Source organism: Nonomuraea guangzhouensis (assembly GCF_019396345.1).
GTDB classification, from domain to species: domain Bacteria; phylum Actinomycetota; class Actinomycetes; order Streptosporangiales; family Streptosporangiaceae; genus Nonomuraea; species Nonomuraea guangzhouensis.
This window is the reverse complement of sequence record NZ_JAHKRM010000010.1, coordinates 133,869-152,508: the sequence shown is the minus strand read 5'-3', so window position 1 is coordinate 152,508 and position 18,640 is coordinate 133,869. Positions and strand designations below refer to the sequence as shown.

The 18,640-nt window shown below is 68.5% G+C and carries 20 protein-coding genes; 10 read left to right on the top strand and 10 right to left on the bottom strand.

Translation table 11 applies throughout. From position 1 onward, the window contains the following. Positions 1-44: 44 nt before the first annotated feature. Positions 45-479, top strand: a complete 435-nt coding sequence (locus tag KME78_RS22000; protein ID WP_219531006.1) for an ATP-binding protein — start codon at positions 45-47, stop codon at positions 477-479. Positions 480-623: 144 nt separating this feature from the next. Next, entirely contained in the window at positions 624-812 is a 189-nt protein-coding gene (locus KME78_RS21995) for a hypothetical protein (protein ID WP_219531005.1), read from the top strand. Positions 813-882: 70 nt separating this feature from the next. Here KME78_RS21995 and KME78_RS21990 read toward each other — a convergent pair whose 3' ends face one another. Beyond that, entirely contained in the window at positions 883-2,013 is a 1,131-nt protein-coding gene (locus KME78_RS21990; RefSeq protein ID WP_219531004.1) for a hypothetical protein, read from the bottom strand. 71 nt (positions 2,014-2,084) lie between these two features. Next, complete coding sequence (locus KME78_RS21985) at positions 2,085-3,449, bottom strand: alpha/beta fold hydrolase (RefSeq protein WP_219531003.1); 1,365 nt, start codon at positions 3,447-3,449, stop codon at positions 2,085-2,087. 101 nt (positions 3,450-3,550) lie between these two features. Here KME78_RS21985 and KME78_RS21980 point away from each other — a divergent pair, with 101 nt between their 5' ends. Then, positions 3,551-4,750, top strand: a complete 1,200-nt coding sequence (locus tag KME78_RS21980; RefSeq protein WP_219531002.1) for a sensor histidine kinase — start codon at positions 3,551-3,553, stop codon at positions 4,748-4,750. Then, a complete protein-coding gene (locus KME78_RS21975) occupies positions 4,747-5,379 on the top strand; it encodes a response regulator (RefSeq protein WP_219531001.1) in 633 nt (210 codons plus the stop codon). The genes KME78_RS21980 and KME78_RS21975 overlap by 4 nt, the downstream gene beginning before the upstream one ends. 5 nt (positions 5,380-5,384) lie before the next feature. On the opposite strand, the gene KME78_RS21970 is transcribed toward KME78_RS21975, so the two are convergent. From KME78_RS21970 to KME78_RS21955, 4 genes are all read right to left on the bottom strand, one after another. Beyond that, positions 5,385-6,671 carry an MFS transporter gene (locus tag KME78_RS21970; RefSeq protein WP_219531000.1) on the bottom strand — a complete coding sequence of 429 codons (1,287 nt, stop codon included), beginning with the start codon at positions 6,669-6,671 and terminating at the stop codon, positions 5,385-5,387. Continuing rightward, complete coding sequence (locus KME78_RS21965; RefSeq protein WP_219530999.1) at positions 6,668-7,552, bottom strand: alpha/beta fold hydrolase; 885 nt, start codon at positions 7,550-7,552, stop codon at positions 6,668-6,670. The genes KME78_RS21970 and KME78_RS21965 overlap by 4 nt, the downstream gene beginning before the upstream one ends. A gap of 81 nt (positions 7,553-7,633) precedes the next feature. After that, positions 7,634-8,170 carry a DUF1707 SHOCT-like domain-containing protein gene (locus KME78_RS21960; protein ID WP_219530998.1) on the bottom strand — a complete coding sequence of 179 codons (537 nt, stop codon included), beginning with the start codon at positions 8,168-8,170 and terminating at the stop codon, positions 7,634-7,636. A 3-nt stretch (positions 8,171-8,173) separates the two neighbouring features. Then, positions 8,174-8,899, bottom strand: a complete 726-nt coding sequence (locus tag KME78_RS21955; protein ID WP_219530997.1) for a PadR family transcriptional regulator — start codon at positions 8,897-8,899, stop codon at positions 8,174-8,176. A gap of 330 nt (positions 8,900-9,229) precedes the next feature. Here KME78_RS21955 and KME78_RS21950 point away from each other — a divergent pair, with 330 nt between their 5' ends. Next, positions 9,230-9,958: a metal-dependent hydrolase gene (locus KME78_RS21950; RefSeq protein ID WP_219530996.1), complete on the top strand. Its 729-nt coding sequence runs from the start codon at positions 9,230-9,232 to the stop codon at positions 9,956-9,958. 146 nt (positions 9,959-10,104) lie between these two features. Next, a complete protein-coding gene (gene acnA / locus KME78_RS21945) occupies positions 10,105-12,846 on the top strand; it encodes an aconitate hydratase AcnA (RefSeq protein ID WP_308127069.1) in 2,742 nt (913 codons plus the stop codon). Between the two features lie 173 nt (positions 12,847-13,019). On the opposite strand, the gene KME78_RS21940 is transcribed toward acnA, so the two are convergent. Beyond that, on the bottom strand, positions 13,020-13,856 hold the full coding sequence (locus tag KME78_RS21940) for an ABC transporter permease (protein ID WP_219530995.1): 837 nt from the start codon (positions 13,854-13,856) through the stop codon (positions 13,020-13,022). A gap of 6 nt (positions 13,857-13,862) precedes the next feature. Next, a complete protein-coding gene (locus KME78_RS21935) occupies positions 13,863-14,822 on the bottom strand; it encodes an ATP-binding cassette domain-containing protein (protein ID WP_308127068.1) in 960 nt (319 codons plus the stop codon). Positions 14,823-14,892: 70 nt separating this feature from the next. On the opposite strand from KME78_RS21935, the gene KME78_RS21930 reads away from it, so the two are divergent. Then, the gene (locus KME78_RS21930; RefSeq protein WP_219530994.1) at positions 14,893-15,528 is read left to right on the top strand and encodes a TetR/AcrR family transcriptional regulator C-terminal domain-containing protein; all 636 of its coding nucleotides are present in this window, start codon (positions 14,893-14,895) and stop codon (positions 15,526-15,528) included. Between the two features lie 87 nt (positions 15,529-15,615). Here KME78_RS21930 and KME78_RS21925 read toward each other — a convergent pair whose 3' ends face one another. After that, complete coding sequence (locus KME78_RS21925; protein WP_219530993.1) at positions 15,616-15,951, bottom strand: type II toxin-antitoxin system PemK/MazF family toxin; 336 nt, start codon at positions 15,949-15,951, stop codon at positions 15,616-15,618. Further along, positions 15,932-16,252: a hypothetical protein gene (locus tag KME78_RS21920; RefSeq protein WP_219530992.1), complete on the bottom strand. Its 321-nt coding sequence runs from the start codon at positions 16,250-16,252 to the stop codon at positions 15,932-15,934. Before KME78_RS21920 ends, KME78_RS21925 begins: the two co-directional genes overlap by 20 nt. Positions 16,253-16,352: 100 nt before the next feature. Between KME78_RS21920 and KME78_RS21915 the strand changes: the two genes are divergently transcribed. From KME78_RS21915 to KME78_RS21905, 3 genes are all read left to right on the top strand, one after another. Continuing rightward, positions 16,353-17,078, top strand: a complete 726-nt coding sequence (locus tag KME78_RS21915; RefSeq protein ID WP_219530991.1) for a sulfite exporter TauE/SafE family protein — start codon at positions 16,353-16,355, stop codon at positions 17,076-17,078. After that, complete coding sequence (locus KME78_RS68030; protein WP_219531223.1) at positions 17,075-17,239, top strand: helix-turn-helix domain-containing protein; 165 nt, start codon at positions 17,075-17,077, stop codon at positions 17,237-17,239. The genes KME78_RS21915 and KME78_RS68030 overlap by 4 nt, the downstream gene beginning before the upstream one ends. A gap of 279 nt (positions 17,240-17,518) precedes the next feature. Continuing rightward, positions 17,519-18,625 carry a sugar ABC transporter substrate-binding protein gene (locus KME78_RS21905; protein WP_219530990.1) on the top strand — a complete coding sequence of 369 codons (1,107 nt, stop codon included), beginning with the start codon at positions 17,519-17,521 and terminating at the stop codon, positions 18,623-18,625. Positions 18,626-18,640: the final 15 nt, after the last annotated feature.

The following is an 18,640-nucleotide window of genomic DNA, read 5'->3' as shown; positions in this document are numbered from 1 at the left end:
CTATGGGACGTGAACGCGCCCGATCGAATCGTGGAGGTTGCCCCATGAGTGGGCTGTTCCTGGCCGAGATCGTGTTGCCAGGGGTGACGCGTTCGGTATCGGTGGCTCGCCGGTGTGTGGGTGAGGTGCTGGCGGTCGTCGGGCATGAGGACGTGAACGATGTCCAGTTGGTGGTCAGTGAGCTGGTCACCAACGCCGTGGCGCACACCGCATCCGGCGAGCCTGGCGGGTTCGTCACTGTGGAGGTCACCTCCCTGGATGCCGCGACGGCCTACATCGAGGTGATCGACGAAGGGGCGGCGGTGACCGTTCCCGAGATACGTAACGCCGACGCCGGCGAGTGTGGCGGGCGGGGGTTGTGGCTGGTAGAGGCGGTCGCGGTCGGTTGGGGCGTGCGCGATGGGGGCTACCGACGGCAGGTGGTGTGGGTGGAGATGTCCACCAAGAGCGGCACGTCCGCCGGTGCGGCGAGAACGTGAGGGCGTGAAATGAGGTGCACCGGAGTGTCCTGGACTATTGATCAAGCGTGGTTTCCGCCCCACTGCATCAGCCCGCACCCGTCTCCCGCGCAGTCGCATGCCGAGCGACTGACGTGGAACGCGCCGCGTGACCACGGCCGAGACGTGCGCGTCGTCGCGTGGACCTGCGAGTGCAGCAGCCCCTTCTACGAACTGTGCCAGGCGGGCGGCCAGCGATTTATCAGACGCACCCGAAACGAGCCGGACAAGCGGATCGTCGACGAAAGCGACCGATGGAATGCCCGGCAGGCGAACGCGCAGTGGAACGCCTTACTGCTCGGCCTTCTCCGCTGAGGAGGCGAGGCGGCCCTGTGGCCGAAAGACGACTGGTTGTACGTCGGAGGGCGACAGGGCCGACCCGCGACTACTGGACCCGCTCGAACGGCGCCGGAGTCTGCCCCGTCCAACGGTGGAGCTGGGCGCGGGCTGTCTGCTTGGTCACCCCGTCCTCCACGACCGTCCCCTGCTGGGAGACGTAGTAGCGCCCATCATCAAGCGACACCAGACCGTACTGGCCCCCGAACTCCCACCCCCACACATCCGTAGCGGCATCATGCAGACCGCGCCGAACAAGAGACAGCGTCGCCCCCTGCTCCGGCTGCGGCTGGCCCTCAATCGCCCCCTGAACAGGACGCTTGGAGCCGTCGATCATGAAGAACGAATAGTTCGGGAAGGTCGGCTTGATGCCCTTATAAGCAGCCATAAACCAATTCCCAGTGAACCCGTCATACTCCAGGTTCTGCACCCCATACGTGGTGTTCCCGGTCCGCACAAAGTACTTGCCGTCGGACTTGTCAGGCCCCGACGTGTGCGGAGCGGTCTGAGTGAGCGGACGCTCGTACTTGCGCCACTGCCTGATGTCGTACTGCAAGATGACCTGATAGTCGTTGTCCTGCCGGTCAGCATTGGCATAGATGCCGTACGCGACCGTCAGCTTGTCAACGCCGCCCCGCTTGCCGAACGCGGGCCCGAAGGCCACGCCGTCGATGCCGCTACACCCATAACGATGATCCTGAGTAGCAGCGGTGTCGCCGTCGAAGACGCCGTCGCCGTTCATGTCAGCGCTGTAGTCGTCCACCACGTCCTTGAGGTAAACAGCGGTCACGACGTCGGAGGTCTCGGCGTTCATGTCGAGGCTGGTGATGCGGTCCACGTCGAAGATGGCGATGTAGAACGACTTGGCGGCCTTGTACTCCAGCGAGCCGTAGACGCGACCGTCGCGGCTGTTGAAGTCCAGGTCGCCCAGGTGGCCGGTGAAGCCGGTGACGGAGCCGATCGGCTTGCCGGCGAGGTCGGTCTTGACCAGGAGGTTGGTGAAGGAGAAGTACATGTACCCCTTCCTCTGGTCGATCGCGATCCCCTGGACGTGGCCGGCCGGCCAGGCTCCGCCGTACACCTCCGTCGGTAGTCGTGAGGGCCGGTCGGCCGCGTGGGCTGGGAGGGCGAGCAGGACCGACGCCGTCAGCGCCGCGAACAGGATGTGGGCGACCCGCATGCGTTACCTTTCCGGAGGATCAGTGATGATCGACACCATAAAGGGATGTGGCGGAACTTTACAGACTGTTGTCAGGGGCACTTCACCCCGCGCGGTGGCAGCTCGCGGGTGATGACGTACCGGCTGACATGGTCGATGACGCACGGGTTGGCCATCGCCGCGAAGAGGTTGTGCCCGGGGCCGTCGAAGGTGATCATCCGGCTGCCGGGGACCTGGTCCACCACCCGTTTCGTGGCCGCGAAGTCCAGCCAGGTGCCCGCTCCCAGCACCGGCGGCAGCTTCTTGGGCATCGGCTTCGGCGGGTTGGCGACCGCGGCCGGCCAGCCGGCGCAGGTGATCGGCGCGTGCCACGCCAGCGGGAACGCGGCGCCGGTGTTGGGGGCGATCTTGCGCAGCCGCTTGACCGTGCTCGCCAGCTGCGCCTGGGTGGCGGGTCTCGGGAAGTCGAGACATTCCTTGACACCGCCGCCCTGCAATCCGGGGTACGGGTAGCGGCTCGAAGCGGCGAACGCGGAGGCGTCACCGCCCTCGGCGGCCTTGATGGCCGCCGCGACCGCGTCCCACTGGTCGGGGCCCCTCTTGACCTTCTGGAACATGAGGGCCTGCAACTGTGTCCCGTCATAGAGGGCGTTCACCTGGGGAGCGGGGATCGGCTCCTTGTCCGCCTTGGCGACCAGCGCCTGCCAGCGGCCCTCCATGCCGGGCTCCGCCCAGTCGAGGAACCGCTTCATGAGGCGCTCGTTGTCGCGGGCGATGGCGTCGAGCTCCCGATCCCAGTCACGGGCGCTGTGATCGCCGGTGCCGTCGACGTACAGCGTGCGTACCTTGCTCGGGAACAGCCTGGCGTACGCCTGCGCGATCGTGCCTCCGTAGGAGGTGCCGATGAAGTTCATCCGGTCCTCGCCGAGCGCCACTCGGATGGCTTCGGCGTCGCGGGCGTCACTGGCGGAGTCCATGTGGTCGAACAGCTCGGGGGCGGTGTCCCGGCACTTGGTGGCCCTGGCGCGGTTCTCCGCCATCAGACGCTCGAACCCGGTCTGGTCATCAGGGAACGGCGGGGTACGCAGCACGCTCCAGTCACACTGGAGCACCGGGGTGCTGAGCCCGGGGTAGCCGCGCGGGTCCCAGGTGACGATGTCCATCGACTCGCGGAGCTTGGTGAAGATCTCCGGTCGGGAGCGCATGATCGCGATCTGGTCACCCTGCGGACCGCCGAAGTTGATCAGTACTGACCCACGCTTGGTGCCGGTGGCCGGGAGGCGGGCCACTTTCAGGGTGATCTTCCTATTGCTCTGCTTCGATAGGGCGACAGGAAGGTCCGCGCACACCATCTCGGACGTCCCCGCCCCCGGACACGGCTGCCACTGGAGGGTCTGCGGCGCCTGGGCCGGAAGGGACGGAGCCACGACGGCCAGCGCCAGGAGAGTTTGGATCATGCCTCCACGCTAGGATCGCGCCCCTCACACGGTCTGTCGGCGAAAGTCGTCGATCGTGTACACGAAGGTTGGCGAGTTGAGGCGTCAGTAAAGTGACGCGTATGTCCAGATTTGCTGTCGGGACCGTTGTGGTGATCGCCGATGCGACGCTGCTGTGGCTGGACGGGACGACCGGCTGGGGGCTCGCCGCGTACGCGGTGCTGACGGCGCTCGTCCTGGTGCTGAGTGTCCGGATGCCGTTCGTGGTGTTCGTGGTGGCGGTCTCGATGGCGGTGGTGTCCGGCGCGTCACTGGCCTTGCTGGTCTGTACGAGCTACCAGGCCGGGCGCCGCATGCTGTCGCGCCGGGACATGGTCCTGCCGATCGGTGCGACCGTCGCCTACGTCGGACTGCTGATCATGATCCCGAACCGTGCCGCGATGCCGCCCGAGCCGTGGCTCGTCCTGGCCCGGGCCGTGGTGCTGGTGGTCCTGCCCGTGGTGGCCGGCCGCTACCTGACCCGGCAGGACGAGTACCTGCGCCGCGAGCGCGAGCTCGTCGCCGAACGGGAGCGCCTGCGCGAGCGGCTGCGCATCGCGCGGGACATGCACGACTCCCTGGGCCAGGCGCTCAGCCTGGTGTCGGTACAGGCGGCGGCGCTGGAGGTCGCCTCGCTGCCACCGGACCAACGGCAGGTGGTACGCGACCTCGCGGGCGCCGCGCGGGCGGCCATGGACGAGCTGCATGTGGCGGTGGGCCGCCTGCGTCGCGACGACTCATCCGGGCTGAGTCGCGATGACTTGCCCGGGCTGGAGGGGATCGACGCGCTGGTCACGGAGTTCCGGCGGGCCGGTGTGGCCGTGCGGCTCGAACGCTCCGGCCGGGCCGCCCCGCTCGGGGGCGCGGATGCCGGCCACGCTGCCTACCGGGTCGTCCAGGAGGGACTGACCAACGCCACCAAGCACGCCCCCGGCTCGCCGGTCACCGTCTCGCTCGACTGGCAGCTCGACGCCCTCCTGCTCGGCGTCGCCAGCGCGGCGCGCGGTCCCGCCGAAACAGCCTTCACAGACAGCACCGGCCCCACAGACAGCACCGGCCCCACAGACAGCACCGGTCCCACGGGCGGCACCGGTCCCACGGGCGGCACCGGTCCCACGGGCGGCACCGGTCCCACGGGCGGCACCGGTCCCACGGGCGGCACCGGGCTCACCGGGCTGGCGGAACGCGTGCGCCTGGCCGGTGGGCTGCTGCGGGTCCACGACGAGCCGAACACGTTCCGGCTGGTCGCGATGCTGCCTCTCGCTCTGGAGGTCGTCGCGTGATCAGGGTGCTGATCGCCGATGACGAGCCGCTCATCACCACGGGCATCAGGACCGTACTGGAGTCGGCCGCCGACATCGAGGTCGTGGCCAGCGCGCGCAACGGGCGCGAGGCCGTGGAACTCGCCCGCCGCCACCGCATCGACGTGGCCCTCCTCGACATCACCATGCCGGTGCTGGACGGCCTGGCCGCCGCCGCGCAACTGGACGGGCCGTGTGTGGTGATGCTCACGGCCTTCGGCGACGACGACAACGTACGAACTGCGCTTCAACGGGGTGTTTCCGGCTTCCTCCTGAAGAACTGCACGCCGGAGGAGTTGATCGGCGCGGTGCGCGCTGTCCACGCCGGGGAGGCGTACCTGTCACCGGCGGTGACCCGCCAGGTGATCGGTATGGTCCCGCCCGGCGAGGACGAGCGCCGGCGCGAAGCCGTCCGGCGACTGGCCGTCCTGTCGGCCCGCGAGTCGGACATTCTCGCCCTGGTGGCCGAAGGGTTGTCCAACGCCGAGGTCGGCAGGCGGGTCCACATGAGCGAGGCGACCGTCAAGACGTACGTGAGCCGCATGTTCACCAAACTCCAGTGCGCGAATCGGGTGCAGGCGGCCCTGCTGGTCCGCGACGCGACCCCGTGACGCGGTCACGCTCGAGACGTCATCTCCGCCCGGATGCCGCGCTGGAGCAGGGCGGGCAGGCACAGTACGGTGCCCAGCGCGCCGATCCACACCGCCATGGCGAGCCCGCCCAGAGCGGTCGCCCCGGCGGCCAGCAGGCTGCCGAGCGCGATGGCGCCCCACAGCAGGAACCGTTGCACCGACCCGACCCGGCCCAGCAGGGCCGCCGGGGTGAGGACCTGGCGCATCGTGAGGGAGGTGGGGCTGAAGGCGCCCTCGCCGACGCAGTGGATGATGCTGCCCGCGACCAGCCCGATCGCGCCGGTCGGGCCGCCGAGGGAGCCGAGCGCGGGCATGGCGACGATGCCCAGGACGGACACTGAGGCGGCCAGGACGAGCGTGCGCGGCGAGCCGAGGCGGCGGATCAGCCGGGCCGACAGTAGGTTGCCGATCGGGTAGCCCGCCGCGGCGGCGCCGATCACCACGCCGATCCAGCCGGGGGACAGGCCGAGGACGTTGCGGCAGTAGAGCACCAGGCTCGTCTCGACCATGGACAGGAACAGGACGTACGTCGTGCCGCACACCAGGACGGGACGGAGCATCGGATGCCGGAGCGCGAACCGCAGACCCTCGGCGATGTCGCGCCGCATCCAGCCGGGCTCACGGGCGACGCCCGAAGCAGCCGAGCCGGGCTCTCGGTGGCGGATCAACGCCAGAGAAGCGAGTGACGCGGCGAAGGTGGCCATGTTGGCCGCGATCGCGCCGACCAGCCCGAGCGCCGCGATGACCGGCCCGGCCGCCATCGGACCCAGCGCCTTGGCGGCCGACTCCGACAAGGCCAGCCGCGTGTTGCCGCGATGCAGCGCGTCCGCCTCGTCGTACAGGCTGGGCAGGTAGGAGGTGTACGCGACCTGGAAGAACACCACCGCGCACCCGCTCACCAGGATCAGCGCGAACAACAGCGGGAATGTCAGCCCACCGGCGGCGGCCAGCACCCAGATCGCGCCGAACGCCAGCACCTGCACCCCGTCACAGACCAGCATGACGGTACGACGGGGCAGCCGATCGACGATGGCCCCGGCGGGCAGGCCCAGGGGCAGGAACGGTACGAACAGCGCGAACGGCAGCAACGCGGCCTGCGCCGGGGAAGCGCCCAGGACGGTCACCGCCAGCAGCGGCAACGCCAGGGTCATGAACTGGTCGCCGAACAGCGACAGCGACTGCCCCGCCCACAGCAGCCCGAAGTCCCGCCCGGCCGACCGCTCCGGAGGCGGCGGCGGCGAAGTCGTGGCGCCGGGGGTCACGACGCTCATGCCGACCGCCAGAAGTCGCGCAGCAGATCCAGCACGGTCCCAGGCTCCTCGACGTGGCCGAAGGAGCCGCTGCGCTCCAGCATCTCGAAGCGCGCCTGCGGAGCGAACCGCTGGAAGTCGAGCTGCAGCGCCGGATACAGGGCCCGGTCGTACCGCCCGGCCAGCACCATCAGCGGGACGGCGATCTCCTTCAGCCGCGGCCGGAAGTCCGGAATGACCGGCACCTGACCACCGATCACGAAATCGATGTCAGAACCACAGAAAAGCGGATAAAGCTCCTCGTTACGCGCGCCCGGCTCCGTGGCCAGGAGGGCGGCGTTGGCGGGATCGTAGAACCTGATCAGCGGCGCCGCCGTGGCGAACTCCGCCCGCATGGGCTCGGACGTGGAAGGCAGGCCGGAGCGCCGCAGCGCCTGGATGCGTTCCCACGTCTCGGGCAGCTGGGTGGCCAGCTCGCGGTTGATGTTGGCGTGGTTGAGCTGCCACATCTCCGGGCTGTGCAGGGAGTTGGCCAGGGTGAGGGTCGTGACCAGGTGCGGGTGGTCCAGGGCGATGGCCTGGGCGATCAGGCCGCCGTAGGAGAAGCCGTACAGGTGCGCGGGACCGAGCTCGGCGAGCAGGGCGGCCATGTCGGCCACGTCGCCCGCGAAGGTGACCTCGCCCAGGTCGGCCGGGCGGTCGGAACGGCCACGACCGTGCAGGTCGACGTAGATCACCCGATGGTCCGCGGCCAGCGCGTCGAAGTGCGGATGGAAGACCACGTGCGAGCCGGCCGGGCCGAGCCCGGCCAGCAGCACGACCGGGTGACCCGCACCGTCCTGCTCCACCCAGAGGCGGTGGCCGCGGATCTCGTGATGACGGCCGTTCGGGTGCTGAAACATGGCCCGAATTCTGCCGACCGTCGGCCCCCGACCGACGGCGGCGATCGGACCTATATATGCCCATAAATCGGGCTTAGGGGGTCAGCGGCGGTGCGAGTGCCGGTGGATCATGCCGAAGACCATCGCCCCGATCCACACGAAGAACAGCACCTTCACGATGCCGAACCCGCCGAACAGGAGCCCCACGAACAGCAACCCGAACAGAATCGGCAGGAACGGCCCCGGCCCGCGGTGCGGCCGTCCCCACCCCCGGCGCATGTCGCGCTGCGCGTGACGCATCGCGTGCATCTGGTGCCGGTGCGCCTTCATCGCCGCCCGCCAGGCGTCCTTGTCGAACGCCTCGGGCGGGAAGCCGCCCTGCGGCTCGCGGTAGTCGTACTCCCGCCGCTGGCCGGGGAGGTCGGCGGTGATCTGTGCGAGGTCGCGGGCGGTGCGCGCGCCCAGTGTCCGGTCGAGGCGCTGGTCCAGCTCCTCGCGGTCAAGGCGTCCCTGCGCGAAGTGCTCGCGCAGGTCGGCCATCGTCTGTTCGCGCTCGGCGTCGCCGATGCGGAGATCGTTGGGGTCCATGACTGGTTCCTCGCTCTCCCCGAACCGGCCTTCCAGTGTGGCGCCGGTCATGCGTTACTCCTCGCCCGGGTCGCCGTCGGCCAGAATCTGGTAGAGCTTGCGCCGGGTCTCTACCAGAGTCTTACGCGCTTCGCGGATTTGTGCGTCGCTCCCGGTCTGCAAAACCTGCATCATCGCGAATGCCGACTGGCGGGAGATGTCCCAGAGGTCCGCCGTGTTGTCGTCGATGTCGGGACGCATCTCGTCCCACGGCGCGCGGATCTCGTCGGCGTGCGCCTCGATGTAGGCGAGGCCGGTGTCGGTGAGGCGGAAGGTCTTGCGGCCCTCGTTCTCCTCGGCGACGACCAGTCCCTCGTCGGTGAGCTGCTGGAGCGCCGGGTAGACGGCGCCGGGGCTGGGCTTCCAGCCGCCTTCGCTGCGCTCGGCGATCTCCTGGATGATCTGGTAGCCGTTACGCGGCTCCTCGGACAGGAGTGCCAGGATCGCGGCGCGTACGTCGCCCCGCTTGGCCTTCCTGCCCCCCCGGCCGCCCCAGCCGCCGCGGTGCCCGAACATTCCAGGTCCGCCGGGGCCCCACGGACCCCAGGGGCCGCGCCCGAACTCGGGCGGGAAGCCGCGCCCCCGGCCGCGCTGCCGCTCTTCGTGCGGGCCGCCGCGGTGGTGGTGATGGTGTCCGCCCTGTTCCCACGCCTCGGCCACGGCCTTGAGCGCCTCGCGGGCGGCACGCCTGAACTCGCGCGGCTCGGGCCACGATCTGCCTGCTGCTTGTGCGGAAGTCATGTGAATCTCCTTCTAACGTATGTTCTCGATGCTTCAAAGATATATCGCCAATATGTCGTTCGCAAGCGGTGTCCCAGAGTGAGACACATCACGAAAAAGTTGCGGAATCCGGGAACACGAGACGGGAGAGCGCCGTTGTTCAGAGCAGACGAGGTCGTTCCGCGTCGGCAGGGCTGGGGGGTGCTGTCGCCGCAGGAGACGACCTCGTCTGCATTTCCGGGAAAGTTGCCCCGGTATGGGGTTGGCAAAGTCGCGAGGCGGCGATCGGCCGAAGGCGCGTGCAGGCGGGTCCCCGCGCGTAAAGAACGGCTTTGCCGTACAGTTTCGATCATGATGGGGCATTCGCATGCGATGACCGGAGCCATCGCCTGGCTTGGGCTCGCGCCCGGGCTCGCCGCGCTACCGATGTTGACCGAATCGACCAGGTTCATCGAGACCGGGGTCATGGCCAACGCCCTCACCCCGGCCGAGTTCATCGCCGGAGCCATCGTCTGCGCGGGCGCGGCCATGCTGCCCGACCTGGACCATCCGAGCGCGACGATCGCGCAGACGTTCGGGCCGGTCACCTGGGTGCTGAGCAAGGCCGTCAACTGGGCCAGCGGTGGGCACCGAGGGGCGACGCATTCGCTGGCGTTCGCGGTGGCGCTCGGGTTTGGGGCGCACTTCCTGGCCAACACCTATCCGATCGGCCGCGACATCATGGTCGTGCTGCTCATCGGGCTGGCCCTACGCGCGATCGGCATCGGCATCCCGGGCAACAGGCTCGGCTCGGCGATGATCAACGTCGGCCTGACCGCCGGGCTCTACGCCGTCTTCCTGTCGCAAGGGGTCGGCTACGCCTGGCTGGGCCTGGCCGTGGCCATCGGCTGCCTCATCCACGTCGTGGGCGACTGCATGACCGAGCGGGGCTGTCCGGTGCTGTGGCCGCTGTCGGTCAGGTTCGTGCTGCCGTGGAAGATCGGGATCAAGACCGGCCAGACGTTCGAGCAGAAGATCCTGGCCCCTGTGTTGTCCGTCGCCATCATCGGCCTGCTGTTCTGGCGGCTGGCGCCAGTTTAACTTGATGTCGAGATACTTTCCGGGATATCTTGACGTCAAGACATCCGCCGCGTGACCCTGCGGGTTAGGTTTACCTAACGTTCTTACTGCTCCCGGGGTGCGGCAGGATTCAACTGAGCAAATGTCTATGGAGGAGGCGAATCACCGTGTCCGCGAACAGCTTCGGCAGCCGTGACACGCTACGCGTCGGCGAGGCGTCATACGAGATCTTCCGGCTGGACGCCGTCGAGGGCGCTGCCCGCCTCCCGTTCAGCCTGAAAATCCTGCTGGAGAACCTCCTCCGCACCGAGGACGGCGCGAACATCACGGCCGACCACATCCGGGCGCTGGGCGGCTGGGACCCCAAGGCGGCGCCGAGCGTGGAGATCCAGTTCACCCCGGCGCGCGTCATCATGCAGGACTTCACCGGCGTGCCCTGTGTGGTCGACCTGGCCACCATGCGCGAGGCCGTACGCGACCTGGGCGGCGACCCGGCCCGCATCAACCCGCTGGCCCCCGCCGAGATGGTGATCGACCACTCGGTCATCGTCGACTACTTCGGTCACCCCGACGCCTTCCAGCGCAATGTCGAGCGCGAGTACGAGCGCAACCACGAGCGCTACCAGTTCCTGCGCTGGGGCCAGACCGCGTTCGACGAGTTCAAGGTCGTCCCGCCCGGCACCGGCATCGTCCACCAGGTCAACATCGAGCACCTGGCCCGCGTCGTCATGATCCGTGACGGCAAGGCCTACCCCGACACCTGCGTCGGCACCGACTCGCACACCACGATGGAGAACGGCATCGGCGTCCTCGGCTGGGGCGTCGGCGGCATCGAGGCGGAGGCCGCGATGCTCGGCCAGCCGATCTCCATGCTGATCCCGCGCGTGGTCGGCTTCAAGCTCAACGGCAAGCTGCCCGCCGGCGCCACGGCCACCGACCTGGTGCTGACGGTCACCGAGATCCTGCGCAAGCACGGTGTGGTCGGCAAGTTCGTCGAGTTCTACGGCGACGGCGTCTCCTCCGTGCCGCTGGCCGACCGGGCCACGATCGGCAACATGAGCCCCGAGTTCGGCTCCACCTGCGCGATCTTCCCGATCGACGGGCAGACGGTCGACTACCTGCGCCTGACGGGCCGCTCCGAGGAGCAGATCGCGCTCGTCGAGGCGTACGCCAAGGCCCAGGGCCTCTGGCTCGACCCGTCGGCGCCCGAGCCGGTCTTCTCCGAGTACATCGAGCTCGACCTCGGCACCGTCGTCCCGTCCATCGCCGGCCCGAAGCGCCCGCAGGACCGCATCGCCCTGTCGGCCGCCAAGGACACCTGGCGCCGCGACGTGCGCAACTATGTCACCGACTTCGACGGCGACGGCGTCGACGAGGCCGTGGAGGAGAGCTTCCCCGCCTCCGACGCGCCCGCCTCCAACTCCCGCGCCAACGGCTCCCGCCCGCACAAGCCGGTCGCGGTGACGCTGGACGACGGCACCACGTTCGAGATCGACCACGGCATCGTCTCCATCGCCGCGATCACCTCGTGCACCAACACCTCCAACCCGTACGTCATGCTCGGCGCGGCCCTGCTGGCCCGCAACGCCGTCGAGAAGGGGCTGACCCGCAAGCCGTGGGTCAAGACCTCCCTGGCGCCCGGCTCGCAGGTCGTCACCGGCTACTTCGAGCGTTCGGGGCTCCAGCCGTACCTCGACAAGATCGGCTTCAACCTCGTCGGCTACGGCTGCACCACCTGCATCGGCAACTCCGGGCCGCTCCAGCCGGAGATCTCCGACGCGATCCAGGCCAACGACCTGGCCGTTACGGCCGTCCTGTCCGGCAACCGTAACTTCGAGGGCCGGATCAACCCCGACGTCAAGATGAACTACCTGGCCTCGCCGCCGCTCGTCGTGGCGTACGCGCTGGCCGGGACCATGGACCTCGACCTCGACACCGAGCCGCTGGGCCTCGGCGCCGACGGTTCGCCGGTCTACCTGCGCGACATCTGGCCGTCGCCCGAGGAGATCGCGGCCGTGGTCAACTCCTCGATCGGGCGCGACATGTTCGAGCGGGACTACGCCGACGTGTTCAAGGGCGACGACCACTGGACGTCGCTGCCGATCCCCACGGGCAACACCTTCGAGTGGGACCCTTCCTCCACGTACGTGCGCAAGGCTCCCTACTTCGAGGGCATGCCCTCGACTCCTGACCCCGTTACCGACATTTCCGGTGCCCGCGTGCTGGTGAAGGTCGGCGACTCGGTCACCACCGACCACATCTCGCCCGCAGGCTCCATCAAGGCCGGCACGCCCGCCGCCCAATACCTGCAGTCGCACGAGGTCGCGGTCAAGGACTTCAACTCCTACGGCTCGCGGCGCGGCAACCACGAGGTCATGATCCGGGGTACGTTCGCCAACATCCGGCTGCGCAACCAGATCGCACCCGGCACCGAGGGCGGCTACACCCGCGACTTCACCCAGGCCGACGGGCCGGTGTCGTTCATCTACGACGCCTCGGTCAACTACGCCTCGGCCGGGACCCCGCTGGTGGTGCTGGCGGGCAAGGAGTACGGCTCGGGCTCCTCGCGTGACTGGGCGGCCAAGGGCACCGCGCTGCTCGGCGTCCGCGCCGTCATCGCGGAGTCGTACGAGCGCATCCACCGCTCCAACCTGATCGGCATGGGCGTGCTGCCGCTGCAGTACCCGGAGGGCGCCTCGGCCGACGCGCTGGGGCTGACCGGCGAGGAGACGTTCGAGATCACCGGGGTGGAGGAGCTCAACAAGGGCGGCATCCCGGCGACCGTGCACGTCAAGGCGGGCACGGTGGAGTTCGACGCGGTGGTCCGCATCGACACGCCTGGCGAGGCCGACTACTACCGGCACGGGGGCATCATGCAGTACGTCCTGCGCTCGCTCCTCGCGAAGTAGTTCCGGGTCTTCCCGCGCTTCCGCCTCGGCCACCAGCCGGGCGGAGGCCGCGGGGATCCCGTGCCGCCCTTCCCGCGGCCGGGCGGGCGCGACCTCACGCGCCCATATCGGGGGTGAACCACCCGACCCTGAAGAGCCGCCCAGCACCACCCGTGCCGGGCGGCTCTTCGCTGTCAGCGGGAGGCGGAGCGGTAGCGGTGGACGGCGAGGGGCGCGAAGACCACCAGAATCGCCACCGACCAGAGCACCCCGGCCGTGATCGGGTGCTGGATCGGCCAGGCGGAGGAGTGTGACGTCGGGTTGCCGAACAGCTGACGGGCGGCGGCGACCATGGCGCTCATCGGGTTCCAGTCGGCGATCGGCTTGAGCCACGCGGGAAGCCCCTCCGTCGGCACGAACGTGTTGGCCAGAAACGTCATCGGGAACAGCCACCCGAACGTCGCCGCGTCCGCCTGGGTGCCGCTCTTGACGAACAGCCCGATGTACGTACCGACCCAGATCATGGCGAAGCCAAACAGGGCCAGCAGGCCGAACGCCGCCGCCGTCTGCCCGAACGTGCCGTGCGCCCGCCACCCCGCCAGCAGCACGGCCGCCGCCACCATCGAGGCCAGCGACAGCAGGTGCAGGGACAGGTCGGCGACGCTGCGCCCGATGAGCACGGCGCTGCGGGCGATCGGCTGGGCGCGGAACCTGTCGATGATGCCGCGTTCCATGTCCTCGCCGACCGCCGTGGCTGCCGCGGTCGCGGTCATCGCCATGACCTGCATGAAGATGCCGGGCATCAGGTAGCTGCGGTAGTCGCCCCCGCCGGGCAGGGTGATCGCGCTGCCGAAGACGTAGCCGAACAGCACGGTCATGATCACGGGGAACACCAGGAAGCCGGCCATTTCCGCTGGTTGGGCCCTGATCCTGGAGTAGGTACGGCGAGCGATGGTGAGGGAGTCGGAGATCGTCCAGCGCAGGCGCTCGCCGAGCGTCTTCGGTGGAGCGGGTACGTGGAGCACGGTCATGGGGAGTCACCTCGGAAGATTCGGTCGGGACATGTCTGTCGGGCCGGTCAGGTGGAGGAACACCTCGTCGAGGGTGGGCCGGCGGAGGGACAGGTCCTCGACCGGGATCATGGCCGCGTCCAGCGCGCCGGCGATGTGGATGAGCGACTGCGCCCCATACGCGACCGCCACGGTCACCTGCCGCCCATCGGCGACCACCACGTCCCCCGTGTGGTCGTCGACCGCACGTCGTACCAGGTCCAGGCCCTTGGGGACGTCGGCGGACTCGCGGAAGACGATCTGCACCCGGTCGCCGCCGATCCGCCGCTTCAGCTCGGCGGGTGAGCCGGCGGCGGCGACCCGACCCTGATCGAGCACCACGATCTGGTCGGCGAGCCGGTCGGCCTCGTCCAGGTACTGGGTGGTCAGCAGCAGTGTGGTCCCCTCGCTGACCAGGTCGCGCAGCAGTTCCCACAGCCCGAGGCGGCTGCGCGGGTCGAGGCCGGTCGTGGGCTCGTCCATGAACAGGACGGGCGGCGAGACGATCAGGCTGGCGGCCACGTCGAGCCGCCGCCGCATGCCGCCCGAGTATGTCTTGACCCGCCGGTTCGCGGCGTCGGCCAGGTCGAACCGCTCCAGCAGCTCTTCGGCCCGGCGCCGGGCCGTCGCCTTGGGCAGGTGGTACAGGCGGCCGAACATCTCCAGGTTGCGCCGCCCGGTGAGCAGCTCGTCGACGGCCGCGTGCTGCCCGGCGAGCCCGACCATGAAGCGCAGCCGGTCCGCGTCCCGTACCACGTCCAGCCCGGCCACCTCGGCGTGGCCGGCGTCGGGGCGGAGGAGGGTGGTGAGGATGCGTACGGCGGTGGTCTTGCCTGCCCCGTTGGGCCCGAGCAGCCCGCAGACCGTGCCCGCCGGGACGGATAAGTCGATGCCCGCGAGCGCGTCCTTGTCCCCGTACCGCTTCCGCAGTCCTTCCGTGTGGATCACGATGAGCCTCCTTAACGGCGTTAAATCTAACAGCGTTAAGGATGCATTGAACGTTGTTAAGCTGTCAACCGTGGCACTCGAAAAAGGCACGATCGTCGCGACGGCACTCCGGCTGCTCGACGAGGTGGGGCTCGACGGCCTCACACTGCGGCGGCTGGCGGCGGAGCTCGGCGTACAGGCCCCCGCGCTGTACTGGCACTTCAAGAACAAGCAGCAGTTGCTCGACGCGATGGCCGCGGCCATGGCGGCGGAGCACGAGGAACGGCCCGTGCTGACGGACCCGGCGCTGTGGCGCGAGTGGGTGGCCGACAACGCGCGCAGGGACCGCGCGATGCTCAACTCCCGCCGCGACGGGGCCAGGCTGGCGGCGGGGACGCGGCCGTCGCCGGAGATGTTCGCCATGGTGGAGCGGACGGTGGAGGTGCTGGAGCGGGCGGGGTTCACGGCGGTGGACGCGGCGCGGGGGCTGATCACGGTGAGCGGGTACGTGGCCGGGTTCGTCCTGGAGGAGCAGGCCGACCGGACGCGGAGGGGAGTGGACGAGTCGATGCCCGATATGACGGACTTTCAGGCACGGTATCCGCGGCTGACAGCGGCGCTGATGGAGACCGGCGACCCGCAGGGCGAGCAGTCGTTCGAGGCGGGGCTGGCACTCATCCTGGACGGCATGCGGGTGAGGCTGTCGAACGGGCACGCCGCCAATTGAGGCGGGTCGGCGACTGTCGACCGCGGGATCTGACACGATGTGGATGGCGACCGCCCGGCGAACTTTCACTTCGCCGGGCGGCGCCGGTCATATCATCCGCGTGAGCACGTTGACAGCGTCGGCGAGCACCTCGTCCGGCACGGTGCCGACATAGAAGTCGAACCGTTCCGGGGAGATGGCGCGAAGCTGCTCCACCATCGCCCAGCTGGTCCTGGCCAGACCGGTGCCTTTCGCGGCGATTCGGACGTGCGTGAGATAGCCGCGTTCTCGCGTCGTCAGCGGGACCGCGAAGACCAGTCCCAGTCGCGAGTGGTTGAGATTGTCATTGCTGATAATCAGAGCGGGGCGGGGATAGCCCTGCTCGCGACCAGCTGGCTGCTCGCCGAAGTCGGCGAACCAGATCTCACCCTGGGTTATCTTCATCTGTCTCCTCGGGGAACGTGATCAGCCCCTCCCACTCCGGCGCGATCCGGCGCGAGCGTGATGGCGGGCCCAGGACGAGCTCTCGTTCGGCGAGGTAGTCGGCCCATGCCTCGGGATCCTTCTTCTGGGTACGCTCGATCTGCTCGTTGACCCTCTCCCAGAACGCTTTCTGCTCGTAGTCGTGGATGGCGTCGACAAGGACTTCGGTCATGCTCCGGCCCTCCTGTCGGGCAATTCGGGCGATGCGATCTCTTGTTGCGACGCTGACGCGCATCGTCGTTGCTTTCTGCTTCATGCGCACACTCCGAAGGCTACGTCGGCGTCTAAGAGGAATCTACATGTTCACGGTCACGTAAAGGGCTGGAACGATAACTAAAAGTGATGATGATTGACTCTCCTCCATGACTCAGACGGCATTAGTCCTGATTGTTGGCGGTTTGGCGGTCTTCGTTGGGGCGATCGTTCAGGGGAGTGTGGGGTTTGGGCTGGGGTTGGTGGCCGCGCCCGTGCTCACCATGCTCGACCACTCCCTGATGCCCGCCGCCATCCAGGTGGTCAACATGACGTTGCCACTGTTCACGCTGGCCGTGGAGTGGCGGAAGGTGGACTGGCGCGGGGTGGCTTTCGGAGTGCTGGGGCGGGTGCCTGGGGGACTCGTGGGTGCCGTCATTGTGGTCTACATATCCGTATACACGCGAGGGGTCTTCGTGGGCGTCATGGTGCTCCTGGCGGTGGCGCTCACGGCGTGGGCGATCAGTGTGCCGCGCAACGCGGTGACGGTCGCGGCGGCCGGGTTCGTCTCGGGCGTCACCGGTACCGCGACCGGCGTCGGCGGGCCGCCGATCGCGTTGGTCTACCAGAACGCCAAGGGGCCGCAGATCAGGGCGACGCTGGCGATGTTCTTCTTCCTCAGTGCCGCCCAGTCGATCGCTCTCCTGGCTCTGGTGGGGGAGTTCTCCGGGCGGGCGGCGGCCACGGGGGCGGTGCTGATCGTGCCGATGGTGCTCGGGTTCCTGGTGTCAGGGCCGCTGCGGCGGTATCTCGACGGCGGCAAGGTGCGGGTGGCCGTCCTGGTGGTGGCGGCGGTCTCGGCCGTCGCCCTCATCGGCCAGAGCCTGGCCGCCTGAGCCGCCCGGATGCCGCCGTTTCCAACCGGGACAGCGCCCAGCGCCTCTTCGTCACCCCCAAAACCGTGGAGGTGCACCTGACCAGCGTGTACCGCAAGCTCGGCGTCGGCAACCGGGCCGGCCTGAGGCAGGCGCTGGACCCCGCGCCTTGCCCTTTCTAAAGCTCTGACCTGCGAGAACGCCCCAATGTACCAAGATGGCGACGGTATGTTGCCGATGCTCCGATCAGGGTAGCTCTGCTGGTGCGGGCCGGCGACACGTTCGTCGACGGCCCTCTCGGCCTCGCACGGTAGGTGAACCTACGGTGTCAGGCGCGTTTCTGGATTGTTATCCGGAACAACAAACTCCCCCCTTGGAAGGTCTTCCAAAGCAGGCCGTCCCGGAATACGTTGCCGCAAACAACATTCATCCGGGCCCTCCGGAAGAAAGGACCCTGCACTATGCGCAAGGGGATCCTCAGCCTGACCGCCGCGGCCGCCGTTCTAGCCCTCGGTCTCACCGCCTGCGGGGGCAACAGCGGTCCGACCTCGTCCACGTCTTCCGCGTCGAGCTCGCAGAAGGCCGGCAAGATCGGCGTCATCCTGCCCGACAGCAAGTCCTCGGCCCGCTGGGAGACGGCGGACCGCAAGTACCTGGAAGAGGCGTTCAAGGCCGCCGGCGTGGCCTACGACATCCAGAACGCACAGAACGACAAGACGGCCTTCCAGACCATCGCCGACCAGATGATCACCAACGGCGCCACCGTGCTGATGATCGTCAACCTGGACAGCGGCACCGGTAAGACCGTCATCGACAAGGCCAAGTCCCAGGGCGTGGCCACCATCGACTACGACCGGCTGACGCTGGGCGGCGGCGCCGCCTACTACGTGAGCTTCGACAACACCAAGGTCGGCACCCTGCAGGGCGAGGGCCTGGTCAAGTGCCTGACCGACAAGAAGGCCAGCAAGCCGATCATCGCCGAGCTCAACGGCTCGCCGACCGACAACAACGCCACCCTGTTCAAGGCCGGATACGACGGCGTGCTCAAGCCCAAGTACGACTCGGGCGACTTCGTCAAGGGCCCTGACCAGTCCGTGCCCGACTGGGACAACACCCAGGCCGGCACCATCTTCGAGCAGATGCTGACCAGCGCGCCGAAGATCGCCGGTGTCCTGGCCGCCAACGACGGCCTCGGCAACGCCGCCATCACGGTCCTGAAGAAGAACAACCTCAACGGCAAGGTCCCGGTGACCGGCCAGGACGCCACCGTTCAGGGCCTGCAGAACATCCTGGTCGGCGACCAGTGCATGACCGTCTACAAGGCCGTCAAGAAGGAGGCCGACGCGGCCTCCAAGCTCGCGGTCGCGCTGGCCAAGGGTGAGAAGCCCACGGCGAGCGGCAGCGTCAAGGACCCGCAGAGCGGCCAGGACGTACCGTCCGAGCTGATGGAACCGCAGGCGATCTACCTCGACAACGTCAAGGACGTCGTGGCGGACGGCTATGTGACCAAGGCGGAGCTGTGCACCGGCGACTTCGCCGCCAAGTGCACCGAAGCCGGAATTCAGTAAGAAAGCGGAATCGGG

Excerpts from the sequence above, each read along its gene's own strand:
- KME78_RS22000 (WP_219531006.1), top strand. The coding sequence starts at position 45 with ATGAGTGGGCTGTTCCTGGCCGAGATCGTGTTGCCAGGGGTGACGCGT.
- KME78_RS21990 (WP_219531004.1), bottom strand. The coding sequence starts at position 2,013 with ATGCGGGTCGCCCACATCCTGTTCGCGGCGCTGACGGCGTCGGTCCTG.
- KME78_RS21985 (WP_219531003.1), bottom strand. The coding sequence starts at position 3,449 with ATGATCCAAACTCTCCTGGCGCTGGCCGTCGTGGCTCCGTCCCTTCCG.
- KME78_RS21980 (WP_219531002.1), top strand. The coding sequence starts at position 3,551 with ATGTCCAGATTTGCTGTCGGGACCGTTGTGGTGATCGCCGATGCGACG.
- KME78_RS21970 (WP_219531000.1), bottom strand. The coding sequence starts at position 6,671 with ATGAGCGTCGTGACCCCCGGCGCCACGACTTCGCCGCCGCCGCCTCCG.
- KME78_RS21965 (WP_219530999.1), bottom strand. The coding sequence starts at position 7,552 with ATGTTTCAGCACCCGAACGGCCGTCATCACGAGATCCGCGGCCACCGC.
- KME78_RS21960 (WP_219530998.1), bottom strand. The coding sequence starts at position 8,170 with ATGACCGGCGCCACACTGGAAGGCCGGTTCGGGGAGAGCGAGGAACCA.
- KME78_RS21955 (WP_219530997.1), bottom strand. The coding sequence starts at position 8,899 with ATGACTTCCGCACAAGCAGCAGGCAGATCGTGGCCCGAGCCGCGCGAG.
- KME78_RS21950 (WP_219530996.1), top strand. The coding sequence starts at position 9,230 with ATGATGGGGCATTCGCATGCGATGACCGGAGCCATCGCCTGGCTTGGG.
- KME78_RS21940 (WP_219530995.1), bottom strand. The coding sequence starts at position 13,856 with ATGACCGTGCTCCACGTACCCGCTCCACCGAAGACGCTCGGCGAGCGC.
- KME78_RS21925 (WP_219530993.1), bottom strand. The coding sequence starts at position 15,951 with ATGAAGATAACCCAGGGTGAGATCTGGTTCGCCGACTTCGGCGAGCAG.
- KME78_RS21915 (WP_219530991.1), top strand. The coding sequence starts at position 16,353 with ATGACTCAGACGGCATTAGTCCTGATTGTTGGCGGTTTGGCGGTCTTC.
- KME78_RS21905 (WP_219530990.1), top strand. The coding sequence starts at position 17,519 with ATGCGCAAGGGGATCCTCAGCCTGACCGCCGCGGCCGCCGTTCTAGCC.